Source organism: Sulfitobacter sediminis (assembly GCF_040811725.1).
GTDB classification, from domain to species: domain Bacteria; phylum Pseudomonadota; class Alphaproteobacteria; order Rhodobacterales; family Rhodobacteraceae; genus Sulfitobacter; species Sulfitobacter sediminis.
Genome location: NZ_JBFNXX010000012.1, coordinates 97,536 through 115,061, shown reverse-complemented (window position 1 = coordinate 115,061; position 17,526 = coordinate 97,536). Strand labels below are relative to the sequence as shown.

The 17,526-nt window shown below is 63.4% G+C and carries 17 protein-coding genes; 8 read left to right on the top strand and 9 right to left on the bottom strand.

Going from position 1 to position 17,526, the window contains the following annotated elements; translation table 11 throughout:
• Nucleotides 1-231: 231 nt before the first annotated feature.
• The 3 genes from AB2B41_RS15850 to AB2B41_RS15840 form a co-directional block, all read right to left on the bottom strand.
• Nucleotides 232-726 carry a hypothetical protein gene (locus tag AB2B41_RS15850; RefSeq protein WP_367878788.1) on the bottom strand — a complete coding sequence of 165 codons (495 nt, stop codon included), beginning with the start codon at nt 724-726 and terminating at the stop codon, nt 232-234.
• 430 nt (nt 727-1,156) lie between these two features.
• Nucleotides 1,157-1,579 carry a phage minor head protein gene (locus tag AB2B41_RS15845; protein ID WP_367878787.1) on the bottom strand — a complete coding sequence of 141 codons (423 nt, stop codon included), beginning with the start codon at nt 1,577-1,579 and terminating at the stop codon, nt 1,157-1,159.
• 299 nt (nt 1,580-1,878) lie between these two features.
• The gene (locus tag AB2B41_RS15840) at nt 1,879-2,310 is read right to left on the bottom strand and encodes a DUF1489 family protein (protein ID WP_367878786.1); all 432 of its coding nucleotides are present in this window, start codon (nt 2,308-2,310) and stop codon (nt 1,879-1,881) included.
• A 166-nt stretch (nt 2,311-2,476) separates the two neighbouring features.
• On the opposite strand from AB2B41_RS15840, the gene AB2B41_RS15835 reads away from it, so the two are divergent.
• Nucleotides 2,477-4,744 carry an adenosylcobalamin-dependent ribonucleoside-diphosphate reductase gene (locus AB2B41_RS15835; protein WP_367878785.1) on the top strand — a complete coding sequence of 756 codons (2,268 nt, stop codon included), beginning with the start codon at nt 2,477-2,479 and terminating at the stop codon, nt 4,742-4,744.
• A gap of 92 nt (nt 4,745-4,836) precedes the next feature.
• On the opposite strand, the gene AB2B41_RS15830 is transcribed toward AB2B41_RS15835, so the two are convergent.
• Nucleotides 4,837-5,106, bottom strand: a complete 270-nt coding sequence (locus AB2B41_RS15830; protein ID WP_367878784.1) for a hypothetical protein — start codon at nt 5,104-5,106, stop codon at nt 4,837-4,839.
• 49 nt (nt 5,107-5,155) lie between these two features.
• Nucleotides 5,156-5,836 (bottom strand): ankyrin repeat domain-containing protein, encoded by a 681-nt coding sequence (locus AB2B41_RS15825; RefSeq protein ID WP_367878783.1) that lies wholly within the window; start codon nt 5,834-5,836, stop codon nt 5,156-5,158.
• A 486-nt stretch (nt 5,837-6,322) separates the two neighbouring features.
• Here AB2B41_RS15825 and AB2B41_RS15820 point away from each other — a divergent pair, with 486 nt between their 5' ends.
• The 6 genes from AB2B41_RS15820 (at nt 6,323) to AB2B41_RS15795 (ending at nt 12,952) form a co-directional block, all read left to right on the top strand.
• The gene (locus tag AB2B41_RS15820) at nt 6,323-6,991 is read left to right on the top strand and encodes a DUF2461 domain-containing protein (RefSeq protein WP_367878782.1); all 669 of its coding nucleotides are present in this window, start codon (nt 6,323-6,325) and stop codon (nt 6,989-6,991) included.
• A gap of 145 nt (nt 6,992-7,136) precedes the next feature.
• Nucleotides 7,137-8,144 (top strand): BMP family protein, encoded by a 1,008-nt coding sequence (locus AB2B41_RS15815; RefSeq protein ID WP_367878781.1) that lies wholly within the window; start codon nt 7,137-7,139, stop codon nt 8,142-8,144.
• A complete protein-coding gene (locus tag AB2B41_RS15810) occupies nt 8,145-9,689 on the top strand; it encodes an ABC transporter ATP-binding protein (RefSeq protein WP_367878780.1) in 1,545 nt (514 codons plus the stop codon).
• Nucleotides 9,679-10,728 carry an ABC transporter permease gene (locus AB2B41_RS15805; RefSeq protein WP_367878779.1) on the top strand — a complete coding sequence of 350 codons (1,050 nt, stop codon included), beginning with the start codon at nt 9,679-9,681 and terminating at the stop codon, nt 10,726-10,728. The genes AB2B41_RS15810 and AB2B41_RS15805 overlap by 11 nt, the downstream gene beginning before the upstream one ends.
• Nucleotides 10,728-11,672, top strand: a complete 945-nt coding sequence (locus AB2B41_RS15800; protein ID WP_367878778.1) for an ABC transporter permease — start codon at nt 10,728-10,730, stop codon at nt 11,670-11,672. Before AB2B41_RS15805 ends, AB2B41_RS15800 begins: the two co-directional genes overlap by 1 nt.
• Nucleotides 11,672-12,952: an amidohydrolase family protein gene (locus AB2B41_RS15795; RefSeq protein ID WP_367878777.1), complete on the top strand. Its 1,281-nt coding sequence runs from the start codon at nt 11,672-11,674 to the stop codon at nt 12,950-12,952. The genes AB2B41_RS15800 and AB2B41_RS15795 overlap by 1 nt, the downstream gene beginning before the upstream one ends.
• Here AB2B41_RS15795 and nagA read toward each other — a convergent pair.
• The 3 genes from nagA to AB2B41_RS15780 all read right to left on the bottom strand — a co-directional run bounded on the left by nagA (nt 12,947) and on the right by AB2B41_RS15780 (nt 15,554).
• Nucleotides 12,947-14,080, bottom strand: a complete 1,134-nt coding sequence (nagA, locus tag AB2B41_RS15790) for an N-acetylglucosamine-6-phosphate deacetylase (protein ID WP_367878776.1) — start codon at nt 14,078-14,080, stop codon at nt 12,947-12,949. The genes AB2B41_RS15795 and nagA overlap by 6 nt on opposite strands.
• Complete coding sequence (locus AB2B41_RS15785) at nt 14,077-14,961, bottom strand: glucosamine kinase nucleotide-binding domain-containing protein (RefSeq protein ID WP_367878775.1); 885 nt, start codon at nt 14,959-14,961, stop codon at nt 14,077-14,079. The genes nagA and AB2B41_RS15785 overlap by 4 nt, the downstream gene beginning before the upstream one ends.
• Nucleotides 14,962-15,026: 65 nt before the next feature.
• Nucleotides 15,027-15,554, bottom strand: coding sequence for a winged helix DNA-binding protein (locus tag AB2B41_RS15780; RefSeq protein ID WP_367878774.1), 528 nt, complete (start codon nt 15,552-15,554; stop codon nt 15,027-15,029).
• Nucleotides 15,555-15,807: 253 nt separating this feature from the next.
• Here AB2B41_RS15780 and AB2B41_RS15775 point away from each other — a divergent pair, with 253 nt between their 5' ends.
• On the top strand, nt 15,808-16,884 hold the full coding sequence (locus AB2B41_RS15775; protein WP_367878773.1) for a Hint domain-containing protein: 1,077 nt from the start codon (nt 15,808-15,810) through the stop codon (nt 16,882-16,884).
• A 64-nt stretch (nt 16,885-16,948) separates the two neighbouring features.
• Here the strand turns inward: AB2B41_RS15775 and AB2B41_RS15770 are convergent, their stop codons facing one another.
• A complete protein-coding gene (locus tag AB2B41_RS15770) occupies nt 16,949-17,518 on the bottom strand; it encodes a TlpA disulfide reductase family protein (RefSeq protein ID WP_367878772.1) in 570 nt (189 codons plus the stop codon).
• Nucleotides 17,519-17,526: the final 8 nt, after the last annotated feature.

Genomic DNA, 17,526 nt, shown 5'->3' with positions numbered 1-17,526 from the left:
CACGTCGGTTGTTGGGCCGGTATTGCGGATGCTGCACCATGATCGAACGACGGCTTTGAGCCCATTGTGACCGATGGTGTACGAGCTACGAATGTCGGATTTGGCGCACCGCTTTGCCAGATCTTCGTGGAATTGAACTAGTGGGGCATCGAAACGCTAGGGGCGGCAAATGGCAGCGACTACCGTGCGGAATACAATAACGGCGAAAAACGGTGTTGAGCGAGTGGGTTGTTAGATACCTGAGTTGCCGACTGCGATCCACCGCGTCCAGCAGGTTTGATCCGCATATGCAGGCTGCTTTTGAAGTTGCCGCATAATGATTTCTGATCCGAAACCACCGTACCGCGTGCCTTCAAGTAATGGACCAGCTTCCTCAATAAGACGTTGATATCTTGCGGGGTCTTCGTCTTTCCGGATTAGCCCCGTATCCATCCGCCAAACAAACAGAAAATCATCATCCGCGTCGTTTGCCTCTGCGGTTCCATAAACTGTTGTTTCGGTTGTAAAGAATGGCCATGCATCTCCGGGAAGTAGAGACTTCCCGTTTTGAAATTTTGGCACAACTTCGGGACGAAAGTATGGCTTGGCCAGATCAATAATTGCCTGCTTTCCAATGTTCATGCCGTTCGGAAGCTGAACGCAGCGTGTTGGGACCCCCCATGAGAAGGCGAGTGCAAAGATTGCAGCACATATTCCGGTAATGAGAAGGCCGCGGAATTTATCCATAGTTACTTCGCGCGGGATCTAGGCAGATTTGTCCTCTCAAGGTGCCTGACCAATTGTCAGTTATTGGATACGGGTCGCCAGTTTGAATCCCGAGCCGTTGAGGACCACGGGGTGGAAGGCCGGTGCGGCCTCGAAAGTAATTCTCTAGCGGCCTGTGTATGTTCTCAAAAATCGTCTCGCCAGAATCAACGACCTCAACACCTATGTCAGCCGGATCAGCAAATTCGTCCCTTAAGTGAAAATCAAACGAGCCTTCTACGTTTAAGACACCATGCTGTTCCTCTACGCTCCCCGAAAATTCACCGCCGATTACGGTGTTCCCAATGCTGAAAACAACACTCGTCATGATGTAAGGTCTACCAAATGGATAGGTGAAACTGCCCGTGCGTCTATTTCGTGCTTCAGTAGCAATTTGATCTTTCAGTCTTTTTTATATTTTCGTCATGTATTCATCGACTATTGCGGACAGATGACCGGTCTCGCGTGCAGTGACGCCGCGCCCGTTTCCACGGTAGTAGTGGCGGACAAAGTCCCGGCTGCTCCAAGCTCCACCGCCCGCTGAAACACCCTGCAACGTGATTTCCATAAACTCGGAAGCCTCGGGCAGATACGGTTCCGCTGTGCAACGGCACCCGTAGTCTTCCCCTGGGTGCCCGCCTTCTGGTGGATTGTCCCATGAAAAAATCTGGCCTTCGCGTTCGGCATGTGATGACCGAACCTGGCCGTCACGTCGCGTTCGCCAGATGTAATGGGTGGTAGGCTTGGTGTTCTTCGTCTCAAAATGGATTGGAGTTCCCTTGCGCAGATATTTCACAAAGGCTTTTCGATATTCTTGGGGATCAATCAGAGACATATCACACGCCAGGCCTTTTCCTCAGCACGTGTTCGTGCCGCCAAGCATTTTAGAAATAGTTAACCACGAGCGCGCTCGTCCTACTTCGTTGCTTGACCGTCAAGGGCGACAACATGTCTCCGACGGTTCCCGTGATCCGCGCTCTTCGACATGAGCAGCGACGCGATCAAGAGCCGCTAGCGCTGCACTTATGGTAAATGAACGTTGCGGCCCTTTGTTTCGCACTGGTATTGATTTTCGTTGAAGCGTACCTTTGAAGGAAAAGATCGAACGGCAGCTCCGTCCCGCACCCCCGATCCTCAAAGCACCCCGATCTCGGCCAGCGCCCGGTTCAGATCCGCAGGCAGCGCCGCCTCGTTCTCCCGCCCCTTCGGCAGGTCCATCGGGGCATCTTCGGGCTCAAGATACCGCCACCCCTGAAACGGCCGTTTCAGCGTCGGCGTCACCCGGATCACCTCCGGGTCCAGCATCAGCGCGCAGCGCCTGATCCCGTCCTGACCGATCCGCTCGCGAAATTCCAGCACCCGCTGGCGCGCCTGAACCTCGCCCTTGATCACCCAGTAGATCGACCCGCCGTTCAGCACATCGGCCTCGCGCTTGGGCCACATGCGGGTGACGTGGTAGTAATGCCCGTCCTCGATCTGTTTGGAGCGGTGGCGCTGCCATGCTTCCAGGTCCTCGACACTTTCCGTGCCGACGCTCAGCTTGATCAGGTTGACGAATTTACCCATCACTTACCCACCGCGTTATCCACAGACTCACCCCTGAGCCACGACATAGGGTAGCCTTTCTTGGGTCCGGATCAAAGTGTGGTGGTTTAACGCATGATTTGCCATAGCCAGCGGGTGCAAATCTTGGTACCTTGGCAACCTTCCGTCACCAATCGAAGGAATCGTCATGTCCCGTTTCGCCGCCCCCATCGCCGAACAAATCTGGGACATGAAGTACCGCTTCAAGAAGCCCGACGGCACCCCCAACGACGTCACGGTCGAGGACACCTGGCGCCGCATCGCCCGCGATCTGGCGAAGGTCGAAAAGGACCCCAAGCACTGGGAAGACTGCTTCTACCACGCCCTTGAGGATTTCAAATACCTCCCCGCCGGCCGCATCACCGCAGGGGCAGGGACCGCGCGCCAGGTCACGCTTTTCAACTGCTTCGTCATGGGCACCGTGCCCGACAGCATGGGCGGCATCTTCGACATGCTGAAAGAGGCCGCGCTCACCATGCAGCAGGGCGGGGGGATCGGCTATGACTTCTCGACCATCCGCCCCAAGGGGGCCGACGTGAAGGGCGTCTCCGCCGATGCCTCCGGTCCCCTCAGCTTCATGGACGTCTGGGACGCCATGTGCCGGACGATCATGTCCGCAGGCTCCCGCCGGGGGGCGATGATGGCCACCATGCGCTGCGATCACCCGGATATCTTCGACTTCATCACCGCGAAATCCGACCCCGCCCGCCTGCGCATGTTCAACATGTCAGTACTGGTCACCGATGCCTTCATGGAGGCGGTCAAGGCCGATGCCTCGTGGGAGCTGGTCTTTGACGAAAAGGTCTACCACACGGTGCAGGCGCGCGATCTGTGGAACAAGATCATGCAGGCGACCTACGATTACGCCGAACCCGGCGTGATCTTCATCGACCGCATCAACCAGCTGAACAATCTCAGCTACTGCGAGACCATCGCCGCCACCAACCCCTGCGGCGAACAACCCCTGCCGCCCTACGGTGCCTGCCTTCTGGGTTCGATCAACCTTGCGCGGCTGGTGACCGACCCCTTCGAGGAGGCCGCGCAACTGGACGAGGGCGCGCTGCAGGACCTCGTCGCGACAGCCGTCCGCATGATGGATAACGTCGTGGACGTCTCGAAATTCCCGCTTGAGGCACAGGCGCAGGAAGCGCAGGCCAAGCGCCGCATCGGCCTCGGTGTAACCGGGCTGGCCGATGCGCTCTTGATGCTGGGCCTGCGCTACGGCTCGGATGAAGCGGCAGAGCAGACCGAGCACTGGCTTCACGCCATCGCCCGCGCCGCCTATCTCGCCTCCGTGGATCTCGCGAAAGAGAAGGGTGCCTTTCCCCTCTTCGACGCCGAGAAATACCTCGCCTCCGGCACCATGAGCCAGATGGACGAGGACGTCCGCGACGCGATCCGCGCCAACGGCATCCGCAACGCGCTCCTGACCTCCATCGCGCCGACCGGCACGATCAGCCTTTATGCGGGCAACGTCTCATCCGGAATCGAGCCGGTCTTCGCCTATGCCTACACCCGCAAGGTCCTGCAAAAGGACGGCAGCCGCACCGAGGAAGAGGTCGTCGACTACGCCGTCCAGCTCTGGCGCGACAAATACGGGGACCGCGAGTTGCCGGACTATTTCGTCAATGCCCAGACCCTCGCGCCGCTCGACCATGTCAAGATGCAGGCCGCCGCTCAGAAATGTGTCGACTCAAGCATTTCCAAGACCATCAACTGCCCCGAGGACATCGACTTCGAGGCCTTCAAGGACGTCTACATGGAAGCCTGGGACACCGGCTGCAAGGGCTGCACCACCTACCGGCCCAACGATGTCACCGGCTCGGTCCTTTCGGTCAGCGAGGACACCAAGGCCGACAAGCCTGTGCCCGTGTCCGAAGGGGGCGAGGTGGTCTATATGTCAGAACCGCTCGACCGCCCGCAGGAGCTGGAAGGCAATACCTACAAGGTCAAATGGCCCGATTCAGAGCACGCGCTCTACATCACCATCAACGACATCGTGCTGAACGGGCACCGGCGGCCCTTTGAGGTCTTTATCAACTCCAAGAACATGGAACATTTCGCATGGACCGTCGCGCTGACGCGGATGATTTCGGCGGTGTTCCGGCGCGGTGGCGACGTGTCTTTCGTGGTGGAGGAACTCAAGGCCGTCTTCGACCCGCGCGGCGGCGCGTGGATGCAGGGCAAATACGTCCCCTCGATCCTTGCGGCCATCGGTGGCGTGATCGAACAGCACATGATCGCCACAGGTTTCATCGCGGGTGAGGGGATGGGGCTGAAATCAGACCCCCAGGCACAGGTCGTGGGACTCGATCAGCCACGTGGCCCGGCCTGCCCCTCCTGCGGTCAGTACGACATGCGCATGGTCGAGGGCTGCATGACCTGCGGCTCCTGTGGGCATTCGAAATGCGGCTGACAGGGCCAAGACTATTGCAATAGTCTTGCCAATTCTTTTGCAAAAGAATTGCTGCGCTCTCAGTTCCGGACCTTTCCCCGCCAAAGCAGCGACTAGCGGTTCAGTGCATCGAGATCGGCCTCGCCTTCGATGATCGCCTCGCAGAGCGCCACTGCCCGCGCCGCCTGTTCAGGCGTGAGATGCTTGTAGGCGGGCCGCGCGATGTGGTCGTACCACACCCCGCCGCTGATCGCGTCCAGCACGATCCGCTGAAAGCAGTGATCGTCCCGCACCGGCCAGCGATGCGTGCCCGCGCGCGCCATCTGCGGCATCACCTCGCGGGTGAGCGTGAGGTAGCGGTCAATGAGGGTCGTCTGCGCCATAAGGGGCAGTTAGAAGTCTTGCCCGCAGCGAACAGGGCATCGCCCGCATTTATCGCCCCGTTCCATCCCGAATGATCGTGGCAATCTCCGCATACCCCCGCCGCTCCGCATGCTCCAGCGGTGTCACCCCCGCGTTGTCCGGTATCGTCACATCCGCCCCCGCCGCCACCAGCGCCCGCGCGCAGGCCTGATGCGCAGGCCCGCCGTCCCCCAGCACCACCGCCTCCATCAGCGCCGTCCAGCCAAGGTTGTTCACATGATCCAGCGGCGCCCCCGCCGCGATCAGCCGCCGCACCACCTCCGCATGCCCCAGATGCGCCGCCGCGATCAGCGCGGTGCCGTCGTAGACGCTGGTGATCAGGTCCGCCCGGTTTCCCAGTTCGATCGCCAGCGACATCAGCTCCGGATCGTCCGCCACCGCCGCAATGGTCACGACGTCATAGAAACGGTTCTCCAGCGCGTTCATGTCCGCGCCCGCCTCCGCCAGCGCCCGTAGTGCGGCGTCATGCGAGGCAAAGGCCGCCACATGTGCCGCCGTCCGCCCGGACCCGTCCCGCGCATTCAAATCTGTGCCTTCCGAAACCAGCCGCCCGATCTCCGCCACATCCCCCCGATGCGCGGCCTGGTGCAGCCCTTCGTACCGCGCGATCTCCGCGGCCGAGGGCGGTGTCTGCGCTGAGGCCCAGCCGGCCATCAGCACCGGCAACACGCTGAACAGAAGCCTTTTCATATGCCGCACCTCCCGGATGATCCGCCCAAGCCTAGCACGGTCCGGCCATCGGCGCAGCTTTCCAATCCTGGATCAGTGGTGCATTCGCAGTAGCTTCGGCATATCATCCGCAGTCAAGACCACACGCAAGAAGGGCCGGTGACGTCTCAGACGAAACCATCACCATTGCAGGTCCGGCAACGCATGGTCTTAAGGCCATAACAGCACGTACAGCGTCCGTACCGGATGTTGCCCTTCATATCCCTGCTCAGAGCAACCTCGCCCCTGCCGTTACAGAACTCGCAAGGAACCCGGCGCGAACCGCGGCACCTCGTGCAGGTCGCTCTCTGACGCAATGGCTTTGACTGGCTCGACTGACCCCACATGCCTCCGTCCTCATCTTTCAAGGGTTGCGTACTCTACCCTCAGCACAGAAATCTGGCATACTTGCGGTGAAATGGCGGCAGCTCTGTGATGGGGCGCTCCGAGACTGCAAAGGGCATTCCCATGACAACCGATGGCTTCACCCGCATGATCGACGACAGCAACGCCTTCTTTGCCGAGCTGAGCCGGAACAACACCAAGGAATGGTTCGACCCGCGCAAGGATCATTACAACGAGAACGTCAAGAAACCGGCGGAATTCTTCGCCGACCTGATGGCCGACGACCTCAGCCGCATCGCGGGCCGCGCGATGAAACCCAAGGTCTTCCGCATCTACCGCGACGTGCGCTTTTCCAAGGACAAGACCCCCTTCAAGACGCACCTCCACATTCTCTGGTCTCCCGCCGAAGAGGCACCCTTTGCCCCCGTCTATTTCTTTGGAACAGAGCCGGGGGATATGACTGTTGGCTTTGGCCTGACCCCGATGAAAGGTGCGAAGCTGACCCGCTTCCGCGCTTTCGTCGACACATGGGGCGACCAGCTTGCCGAGGCGATCGCGCAGACGGGCATGACCTTCTCAGACTGGGGCGACCCGCCCCTGAAACGGGTGCCCAAACCCTATGAGCAGGACCATCCCCATGCGGATCTGCTCAAGCTCAAGAAGCTGATTCTGCACCACAAGATGACCGACGACTGGCGCAGCGCCGAGGGTGGACTGCTGTCAGCGGTCCGCCAGCGTTTCGAGACAGCGGAGCCCGTTCGCCGCCTGCTGGTTGAGAAGCTGGTGGGCTAGCCACGTTCAGCAGACGAACACCGCCAAAGCTTTCGGCAACCCGTCCCGAAACCGCCGATTTCCCAAAGCGTCCCGCCATCTCCTCCCTTGACCTCCGCGCCGATTGCGCAAACGGTTGCACGATCAAACAACAAGGGGGTTTTACATGACACGTCTCACACTCACCCGCCGCCGCCTGCTCGGCAGCGCCGCCACGCTGGGCCTTGCTGCCGCCCTGCCCAAGCTCGCGCTGGCCGCCGATCCGATCAAGACCGCCGGCATCTACACCGTGCCCGTCGAACAGCAGTGGGTCAGCCGCATCCACAAGGCCGCCGAGGCCGCACAGGCACGCGGCGACATCGAATACACCTTCACCGAAAACGTCGCCAACACCGACTACGCCCGTGTCATGCGCGAATACGCCGAGGCCGGGAACAAGCTGATCATCGGCGAGGTCTTCGGCGCCGAGCAGGAAGCCCGCGAAGTCGCCGCCGACTACCCCGATGTGGCATTCCTCATGGGCTCCAGCTTCAAGGAAGACGCCGCACTGCCGAACTTCGCCGTCTTCGACAACTACATCCAAGACGCCGCCTATCTCTCCGGCATCATCGCCGGTTCGATGACGGAAAGCGCCAACATCGGCATGGTCGGCGGCTTCCCCATCCCCGAAGTCAACCGCCTGATGCACGCCTTCATGGACGGCGCGCGCGAGATGAACCCCGACATCACCTTCCAGGTCTCCTTCATTGGCTCATGGTTCGATCCGCCCAAGGCCAAGGAAACCGCCTTCGCCATGATCGAGAACGGCGCAGACGTGCTCTATGCCGAACGCTTCGGCGTCTCGGACGCGGCACAGGAGAAGGGCATCCTCGCCATCGGCAACGTGATCGACACGCAGGCCGATTATCCCGAAACCGTCGTCGCCTCCGCCATCTGGCATTTTGAGCCGACGCTCGATGCCGCCATCGCCGCCGTTCAGGCGGGCAATTTCACGGCCAAGGACTACGGTGTCTATTCCTTCATGAAGGAAGGCGGCTCCTCCCTCGCCCCCCTGGGCACCTTCGAGGGCAAAGTCCCGCAAGAGGCGCTCGATCTGGTGGAACGACGCACCAAGGAGATCATGGACGGCACTTTCGTCACCAACATCAACGACGAAGAACCGAAGTCCTCCTAAATGCCTGACAAGACCGAGGCGCAGGTTGTCCTGCGCCTCGACACCATCACCAAACGCTTCGGCAAACTGACTGCCAACGACGCGATCTCCTTCGATCTGCGCGAAGGGGAGGTGATTGCGCTCCTGGGCGAAAACGGCGCGGGCAAGACCACGCTGATGAACATCCTCTTCGGCCATTACACCGCCGACGAGGGCAGGGTAGAGGTTTTCGGCGAAACCCTGCCTCCCGGCAACCCCAAGGCAGCACTCGCCGCCGGCGTCGGCATGGTCCACCAGCATTTCACGCTGGCCGACAACCTCACCGTCTTCGAAAACATCGTCCTCGGCACCGCGCCCCTCTGGCAACTCGGCTTTGGCCGCACGGCGGCCCGCAAGCGCATCGAAACCCTGATGCAGGACTACGGCCTCCGCGTCGATCCCGCCGCCACCGTCGGCAGCCTCACCGTCGGCGAACGCCAGCGCGTGGAAATCCTCAAGGCCCTCTACCGCGACGCCCGCATCCTGATCCTCGACGAACCCACCGCCGTCCTCACCCCGCAGGAGACCGAAGACCTCTTCGCCACCATGCGCAAGGCCGTGGTTCTCGGCCTTTCGGTGATCTTCATCAGCCACAAGCTCCACGAGGTCACCGCCATCTCCTCCCGCGTCGTCGTCCTGCGCCACGGCAAACTGGTGGCCGAGGCGCGCACGCAGGACGTCGATAAGCACCAGCTCGCGCAAATGATGGTCGGCGCCGAAGTCCCACCCCCCGAAGTGCGCGACTGCACACCCGGCGACACGCATGTCTCTCTCTGCAACGTCTCCACCCCCGACCGTGGCGCGGCCCCCGGCCTGAAATCCGTGAACATGGACCTGCGCGGCGGCCAGATCATCGGTCTCGCAGGTGTCTCCGGCAACGGGCAGGCGGCGCTGGCCGACCTCATCGGCGGCCTGATCGCCCCTGCATCGGGCGACCTGCACATCACCGGAAACCAACCGAAAAACTGGTCCCCCCGCGCAGCCCTCGCCGCAGGCATCGCCCGCATCCCCGAGGACCGGCACAAGACGGGCACCATCGCCGATTTCGACCTCACCGAAAACGCCGTCCTCGAACTCTACGCCAAGCCCCCCTTCAGTCGGAAAGGCTGGATGGACTGGACCGCCGCCCGTGCCTTCACCGATACCGTTATCAAAGGCTACGACGTCCGCTGCCCCGGCCCCGACACCCGCATCCGCCTCCTCTCCGGCGGCAACATGCAGAAACTGATCCTCGGCCGCGTCCTCGAAACCGAACCGCAGGTGATCCTCGCCAACCAGCCCGTGCGAGGCCTCGACATCGGCGCGCTCACCTACGTGCACGAACAACTCCTCGCTGCCCGCGACCGGGGTGCGGCGGTGCTGCTGATCTCCGAGGACCTCGACGAGATCACGGCCCTTTCGGACTTCATCCACGTCATCTCCGAAGGCCGCCTGTCCCCGCCCTTCGCGCGCGGCGAACTGACAACCGCCGAACTCGGCGTCTGGATGGCAGGCCACGGCTTCCAGGGGGCGACCCATGCGGCTTGAACCCATCGCCAACCCCACGTTGACGCGCACCGTGGGCCTTCCGGCCCTCGCGCTCCTCACCACCGTCATCGCCGCCTCGCTGCTGGCCATGATCGCGGGCGCACAGCCCTTCTCCGTCCTTGGCCTGATTATCAAGGGCGCCTTCGGCTCCAAGTTCGCCGCCCTCGAAACCCTCAACCGCGCAACCCCCCTCATCTTCACCGGCCTCGCCGTCGCCGTCGCCTTCCGCGCCCAGCTCTGGAACATCGGGGCCGAGGCGCAGCTCTACATCGGCGCCGTCGTCACCGTCGTCCTCGGCACCGGCGCGCTCGCCTGGCCCGCCGCCACGCTGATCCCCACCATCGCCCTCTGCGCCATGCTGGGCGGCGCGCTGATCCTCCTCGTCCCGACCTTCCTCAAGACCCGCTTCGGCGTGGACGAGGTCGTGACCACGCTACTACTCAACTTCGTCGTCCTCCTCTGGGTCTCCATGCTCCTCGAAGGCCCGCTCAAGGACCCCATGGGCCTCGGCTGGCCCAAATCCGCCCGCGTCATCGAAGAGGCCCGCCTGCCACGCATCGCCGAAGGCCTGCGCCTCCACTGGGGGTTCGGCCTCGCGCTGATCTCCGCCGTCGTCGTCTGGGTCATCCAGCGCCGCACCACCCTGGGCTACGAAATGCGCGCCGTCGGCCTCAACAAGGAAGCCGCCAAATTCGCAGGGATCCCCGTCAACACGGTCCTCATCAAGACTGCCCTCCTCTCCGGCGGCCTCGCCGCGCTTGCGGGCTTCTCCGAGGTCGCGGGGCTGAAGGGCAGCCTCACGCTCGATATCTCGCCGGGCTTCGGCTACACCGGCATCATCGTCGCGATGCTGGCCCTCCTGAACCCGCTGGGCGTCGTGGTCGCGGCACTTTTCGTCGCGGGCATCTTCGTCGGCGCCGACAGCATGAGCCGCGCGGCGGGCGTGCCCACCTACCTCGCCGACATCATGCTCGCGGTCGCGTTCCTGATGATGGTCCTCGCCATCATGCTCACGAAATTCCGGGTGAGGCGCGACTGATGGACCTCCTCGACATCCTCCTCTCCGCCAGCTTCTGGACCGCCGCGATCCGCATCGCCTCGCCCCTGATCTTCGCCGCTTTGGGCGAGCTCATTTGCGAGCGGGCAGGGGTCCTCAACCTCGGCATCGAGGGCATCATGGTCGTCGGCGCCTTCGCCGGCTGGATGGCCGTCTACCTCGGCGCGGGCCTCTGGGTCGGCGTCGCCGTCGCCATGGCCTCCGGCATGCTCTTCGGCCTCCTCCACGGCACGCTCACCGTCCCCTTCGGCCTCAGCCAGCATGTCGTGGGTCTGGGCATCACGCTCCTTGCCACCTCGCTCACCTACTACTGCTACCGCCTCGCCCTGCCGGAAGTGACCTCGCCCCCAAAGATCGAGGCCTTCCAACCGTTCGAAATTCCGCTCCTCTCCGACATCCCCCTCATCGGCCCCGCGCTGTTTGCCCAAACCCCGCTCACCTACCTCGCCTACGTCCTCGTCATCGTGGTCAGCGTCATCCTCTACCGCACGCCCCTCGGCCTCGCCTTGCGGGCCGCCGGGGAAAACCCCGCAGCCGTCGAAGCGCAGGGCCTTTCCGTGACCGCCATCCGCATGGGCGCGGTCATCGTCGGCAGCGGCCTCATGGCCGTGGGCGGGGCGTTCCTCACCATGTCCGCCTTCAATTCCTTCTTCTTCGAAATGGTGAACGGACGCGGGTGGATCTGCATCGCACTCGTTGTCTTCGGCTCGTGGAAACCGGGCAAGACGCTGCTGGGGGCCGTTCTCTTCGCCGCCTTCGACGCCCTGCAAATCCGCGTCCAGCAAACCCCTCTCGGCGCCGATATCCCCTACCAGTACTTCCTGATGATGCCCTATATCCTCTCTATCCTCGCCCTCGTCATCATGTCCCGCCGCGCGCAGGTGCCTGCGGCGCTGATGGTCCCCTTCAACAAAGGAGAACGCTGATGTTCGACCTCATCGTCAAAGGCGGCACACTGCCCGACGGCACGAAAACCGACATCGGCATCGCGGGCGGCAAGATCACCGCGATGGACGACCTCTCCACCGCCGAGGCAGGCGAGACCATCGACGCCACCGGCGACCTCGTCTCCCCGCCCTTCGTCGATCCGCATTTCCACATGGACGCCACCCTCAGCTACGGCATCCCCCGCATCAACGCCTCGGGCACGCTGCTCGAAGGCATCGGCCTCTGGGGTAAACTCAAGCAGGTGATGCAGCCCGAAGAGGTCAAATCCCGCGCGCTCGCCTACTGCGACTGGGCCGCCTCCATGGGCCTCCTCGCCATCCGCTCCCACGTCGATACCTGCGACGACCGCCTCATGGGCGTCGAGGCGCTGCTCGAAGTCCGCAAGGAAGTCTCCGATTACATCGACCTCCAACTCGTCGCCTTCCCGCAGGACGGCCTCTACCGCGACCCGACCGCCTACCAGAACACCGTCAAGGCCCTCGACATGGGCGTCGATGTCGTCGGCGGCATCCCCCATTTCGAACGCACCATGGCCGACGGCGCCCGCTCCGTCACCGCCCTCTGCGAGATCGCCGCCCAACGCGGCCTCATGGTCGACATGCACTGTGATGAGACCGACGACCCCCATTCCCGCCACATCGAAACCCTCGCCTACGAGACCCAGCGCCTCGGCCTGCAGGGCAGGGTGGCCGGATCGCACCTGACCTCCATGCATTCGATGGACAACTACTACGTCTCGAAACTGCTCCCCCTCATGGCCGAAGCGCAGGTCGCCGCCATCCCGAACCCGCTGATCAACATCATGCTGCAAGGCCGCCACGACACCTTCCCCAAGCGCCGTGGCCTCACCCGCGTCAAGGAAATGCAGGCGCATGGCATCACCGTCGGCTGGGGTCAGGACTGTGTCATGGACCCGTGGTATTCCATGGGCACCGCCGACATGCTCGACGTGGCCTTCATGGGCCTGCACGTCGCGCAGATGAGCAGCCCCGACGAGATGCGCCGCTGCTTCGACATGGTCACCAACGTCAACCCGCAGATCATGGGACTTGAGGACTACGGCCTGCGCGTCGGTGCCACCGCCTCCCTCGTGGTTCTCGACGCAGGCAACCCCATCGAAGCCCTGCGCCTCCGCCCCGACCGCCTCTGCGTCATCGCCAAGGGCAAGGTGATCTCGCGCCAGCAGCGCAACGACGCGACGCTCAGCCTGCCCGGCCGCCCCGCGAGCATCCGCAGACGGCACAGCGCCCACTCATAGCAAATCAGAGGCAGCTGTGACGCTGTAATCCGCCCGCAGGTGGATCAGCCCGCCGATGTCTTCCGGCCACCGCCCCGCACCGCGTGCATCCCGCAAAACTCCAGCCGGGATCGACGTCGCCCGCGCCAAGGCCTTCGCCGGCGCCTCGCCCACATTTTCGATCATCACCTGCAGCGCCCGCGCCATGCTCAGGTCCGCCCCGGCCAGCGTGCCGTCGGCCAGTTGCAACCGCCCGTCAGCGCGCTCAATCCGCCGACCGTTCAAGGTGAACGCGGCAATCTCCGACCCCGCACAGGCCATCGCATCCGTCACAAGGAAAATCTGCCCCGGCCCCTGCTTCGCCCCCAGGGCCGCCCGGATCGACGCCGGATGCACGTGTATTCCGTCCGCAATCAGCCCCGCATGCGCCGCGCCACAGTCCAAAGCCGCGCCCACCAGCCCCGGCGTGCGGCTCCCCATCTGGCTCATCGCGTTGAAAAGATGCGTCGCACATCGCGCGCCGGCCCCGAACGCCGCCATGGCGCTCTCGTATTCCGTATCGCTGTGCCCCAGTGACACGATCACCCCCGCCGCAGCCAGCGTCGAGATCTGCGCGTCCGTCACGGCCTCTGGTGCAACCGTCACCATCAGGTTCGGCAACAGCGCCGCCGCCGCAACCAGCTCCTCAAGGTCAGCATCCTGCATTGGCCGGATCAACGCCCCTTCATGCGCGCCTTTCCGCGCCACGCTCAGATGCGGCCCCTCCAGATGCAGCCCGACAACGCCCGGAACGCCGCATGCGATGGCCTCTGCAACGGTGTCGATCGCAGCACGGACAATCGCAGGTGTATCGGTAATCAAAGTCGGCAGGAAAGCGCGGGTCCCCAGCCCCCGATGCGCCTCGGACATGATCCGAAGCGTCTCCACCGAAGGGTTATCGTTGAACATCACCCCGCCGCCGCCATTCACCTGAAGATCGACAAAACCGGGCATCAGCGTGCCGCCCTCCAGCGCGATCCGCTGGCAATAGCGCGGCAGCCCGACCTCGGGGATCACCCGTGGCGCGCCGTCACCGATCAGCACCGCGTGGTGCGCCAACAGGCGTGCTCCGTCGAAAATACCGGCACCGACAAGGGCGCGCATGCTCATCTGGCAGCGTCCCGCGCCGCCGCACAGGCCATGGCAAAGGCACCGTCCAGCGCGGTGCCCTTCGGCTGCACCAGATTGCGGGTCATATGCGCCGGCAAATAGGCCGCGTAATGCGGCCCTACGCCCCCCGCCAGCGCCAGCCGGTCGCCCGGCTGAAAGCCAAGGGTCGTAAGCCCCGTCTCGATATAGGCGGCACCTTCCCGCATCAGGCCCTGGGCGATCTCGTCCCCGTCTTTCGCCGCCTCGATCACGGGCCGCGCGAGCGGCGCGTAATCGCCCGGTGTCGCGGTCGCGCTGAAATGCACGGTGGCGATCAACCCGCCCTTGTCCTCCAGCGCCCGCCGCGTCAGGTCCGTGTGCGCCTGCAACCCGTCCTCGGCCAGCACCGCCTCGCGCAACAGGCGGTGTCCCAGCCATGCACCCGAAGCCTGATCGGACAGGTCGAACCCCCAGCCGCCGACGGTGCGCATCTCCAGCGCATGCTGACGCGCAACAATGGTGCCGGTGCCCAGCGCCACGACATAGCCGTCCGCCTCGCCCAGCACCCCGCGCACCGAGGTCGCCCGGTCGCCGGTGACGCTGACCCGACCGTAGGGCAGGCCGGCGACAACCTGCGCCATCTCGACCTCGGAATGGGCGCCTGCCACGCCCAGATGCGCCGTGATCCGGTCAAGCGGTGTCTCCTCAAGCCCCGCCTTGGCAAGGGCCGCCGCTATGGCCCCGGTCAGGTTGGCGATGGCTGCATCGAAATCGCTGTGCACATTGCCCGGCCCGCCGCGCGCCTCGCCCAACACGCCCTGCGACAGCGTCCCGGCAGCGGCGCGGCAGCCGGTGCCGCCGCCGTCCGCGGCCACGATAACGGTGTCATTGCGCGTGTTCATGGGCTCTCTATAGGACAGGGAGAAAGGCGATGCACGGTCTCAAAACGGGTTTTCCACCAACGCGTCTAAAGCGATGCCGCCGCCCGGCTCGCCTGATCGTACTGCCCCGACATCGCCCGCAGACCCGCGGCGATCTCGCGCAGATCGTCCCCGTTGGAGTCCATCCGCGTCAGCCCGTCGAGAAAGCAGGATTTGCGCACCGCGCGGTATGCCTCGCACAGCGCCGCGCCCTCCTTGGAGGTGCGATAGAAGACCTCCTTGCCGCGCTTCTCGGCATCGACAAGGTTCGACTTGAGCAGCTTGCGCAGCGCGTAGTTGACCGTATGGGTGTCCTCGATGTTGAGCAGGAAACAGATGTCCGTCAGCCGCTTTTCGCGGTTGCGATGGTTGGTGTTATGCAGCACCAGGATTTCCAGCGGCGTCAGGTCCGCGTTCCCCGCCGCCGCCATGCAGCGCGACATCCATCGGGTAAAGGCGTTGTAGGCGATGATCAGCCCGTATTCGAGCTCGGAGGCTTCCCAGCCCTCGCCTTCCGCCAGGTGCCGCGAGGATACGATCCGCCGTTCCGGCAGGGATTTCGCGCGGGTCGACATGTCAAATACTCCCTTGTATCACGCAAGAAACGCTAACAATTTGCACGCGATTTGCAAGCTTGCTTGCTTTGAAAACCGGTCCAGCCGCCCGTCGCCAGCCAGATATGCAAGCCCGTTTCTCCCGCATTACTAGAAAATTTTTGCGAATTTGTGTGCATCTACCTGTAATTATTGCCGAAAACGCTCTTCCCTGATCCCGGTGATTTTGTTAACCTTTCAGGCAATAAAAAAACTAGGGCAGGCAGAACGAGCAATGAGAACGGGCTTTCGCGGCACGTTTGTCATCAGCTGGTCGCAGACCGAAATCGACAGCCTCGATGCTGCGCCCGTGCAGAACCTCAAGGTGGGGGCGGCATGGGCCTGGCGCGGGGACGCCATCCGGGTGGATGGCCCGAATGACGTGTTGCGGCTGGACCAGGCGGACGGCGCAGAGGAACTGCGCAAACGTGCGGCGCGCATGGTGCACCGCCTTGTGGGCGCGGCGCTTGAAAGAAATCCTGCGACCCTTCCCCGCGAGGATCAGGAAGCGCTGGACGATATTCCCCTGATGGATAACAGCTTTGTCGTCACCGACGGCGGCAAGAGCTATACGATCACGCTGATCGAGGTCGGCGGCGGGCGCCAGCCGCTCCTGATGTTTCTCAACGAAATCCCGCCGCGCAACTGCGATCTCTGGATCGTGCACCACACAATTGGCTCGGCCCCGCCGGAGGCGCGGGCAACGGGCGAGGGGGGCGTGATCTGCTTTACCCCCGGCACCCGCATCAGCACGCCCCAGGGTCTGATGGCAATCGAGGAACTGCGCGAGGGCGATCTGGTGCTGACCAAGGACAACGGCGCGCAGCCGATCCACTGGATCGGCTGCCGCCGCATGACGGGTGCGCGGCTCTTTGCCATGCCAAAGTTGCGCCCGATCCGGATCAACGCGGGCTTCTTCCGCGAAAACCGCCCGGACCGTGATCTGATCGTCTCGCCCGAACACCGCATCCTGATCAAGGGTCCCGTGGCGCGGGACCTCTTCAACACGCCCGAAGTGCTGGTCGCCGCGCGGGATCTCATCAACGGCAAGACCGTCACGGTCGATCTGAAGCTGCGCGAGGTGACCTACGTGCATCTGCTGCTGGACCGCCACCAGGTGATCTGGGCCAACGGGGTCGAGACGGAAAGCTTCCACCCCGCTTCCGCCGCGCTCAGCTCACTGGACAAGGCCGACCGCGCGCGGCTCCTCGCGGCGCACCCCGAGCTGGAGTTCGATCCCCACACCTACGGCAGCTACGCCCGCCGCAACCTTTCCTCATCCGAGGCCGCGATCCTGCAGCACGCCGCCTGACCCAATTTCCTTGCAAGGAAATTGCCAAGACTGTTTCAACAGTCTTGCGCGCCCTGTCCGACGTTCAGCTCTCCGTCCGGCTGTCGACCAGCGCCTTGACGATGGCTTTGGCACTTTCGCTGTCCCACTTCGCGTCCCCCCGCAGCCGCGCAATCTCGCGCCCTTCCGGGTCGATCAGCACGGTGATCGGCAGGCCGAAAATGGCCATCTGGCTGGCCAGCTGCTGCTGCGGGTCCTGGTGGCGGGGCAGGTTCTCGACCCCCGCTTCCTCGAAGAACTTGATGATCCCTTGCGGCGAATTGCGTCCCGTGGCGATGGTCACCACCTCGAAATGCTCCCCGCCGAATTCCTTCTGCAGGGTCTCAAGCTGCGGCATTTCCTTGCGGCAGGGCGCGCACCATGTCGCCCAGAAGTTCAGCAGCACGTATTTGCCCCGGTAATCCGCCAGCGTTCCCGTGCCCGCATCATCGGCCAGTTGGAAGGGCGCGTCCGACACCGCCTGCGGTGCGTCGTGCACAATGAGCTTCTTCATGTCCCCCTCGCGCAGGGACAGGATGTCGGGCCCCGCTGCCAAGGCAGCGTTTGCACCTGCCAGAAGGGCCGTATACATCAGGCCCAGCACGAATTTTCTCATCCTATCCC

Coding starts and splice junctions, on each gene's coding strand:
- AB2B41_RS15850 (WP_367878788.1), bottom strand. CDS start 726: ATGGATAAATTCCGCGGCCTTCTCATTACCGGAATATGTGCTGCAATC.
- AB2B41_RS15845 (WP_367878787.1), bottom strand. CDS start 1,579: ATGTCTCTGATTGATCCCCAAGAATATCGAAAAGCCTTTGTGAAATAT.
- AB2B41_RS15840 (WP_367878786.1), bottom strand. CDS start 2,310: ATGGGTAAATTCGTCAACCTGATCAAGCTGAGCGTCGGCACGGAAAGT.
- AB2B41_RS15835 (WP_367878785.1), top strand. CDS start 2,477: ATGTCCCGTTTCGCCGCCCCCATCGCCGAACAAATCTGGGACATGAAG.
- AB2B41_RS15830 (WP_367878784.1), bottom strand. CDS start 5,106: ATGGCGCAGACGACCCTCATTGACCGCTACCTCACGCTCACCCGCGAG.
- AB2B41_RS15825 (WP_367878783.1), bottom strand. CDS start 5,836: ATGAAAAGGCTTCTGTTCAGCGTGTTGCCGGTGCTGATGGCCGGCTGG.
- AB2B41_RS15820 (WP_367878782.1), top strand. CDS start 6,323: ATGACAACCGATGGCTTCACCCGCATGATCGACGACAGCAACGCCTTC.
- AB2B41_RS15815 (WP_367878781.1), top strand. CDS start 7,137: ATGACACGTCTCACACTCACCCGCCGCCGCCTGCTCGGCAGCGCCGCC.
- AB2B41_RS15810 (WP_367878780.1), top strand. CDS start 8,145: ATGCCTGACAAGACCGAGGCGCAGGTTGTCCTGCGCCTCGACACCATC.
- AB2B41_RS15805 (WP_367878779.1), top strand. CDS start 9,679: ATGCGGCTTGAACCCATCGCCAACCCCACGTTGACGCGCACCGTGGGC.
- AB2B41_RS15800 (WP_367878778.1), top strand. CDS start 10,728: ATGGACCTCCTCGACATCCTCCTCTCCGCCAGCTTCTGGACCGCCGCG.
- AB2B41_RS15795 (WP_367878777.1), top strand. CDS start 11,672: ATGTTCGACCTCATCGTCAAAGGCGGCACACTGCCCGACGGCACGAAA.
- nagA (WP_367878776.1), bottom strand. CDS start 14,080: ATGAGCATGCGCGCCCTTGTCGGTGCCGGTATTTTCGACGGAGCACGC.
- AB2B41_RS15785 (WP_367878775.1), bottom strand. CDS start 14,961: ATGAACACGCGCAATGACACCGTTATCGTGGCCGCGGACGGCGGCGGC.
- AB2B41_RS15780 (WP_367878774.1), bottom strand. CDS start 15,554: ATGTCGACCCGCGCGAAATCCCTGCCGGAACGGCGGATCGTATCCTCG.
- AB2B41_RS15775 (WP_367878773.1), top strand. CDS start 15,808: ATGAGAACGGGCTTTCGCGGCACGTTTGTCATCAGCTGGTCGCAGACC.
- AB2B41_RS15770 (WP_367878772.1), bottom strand. CDS start 17,518: ATGAGAAAATTCGTGCTGGGCCTGATGTATACGGCCCTTCTGGCAGGT.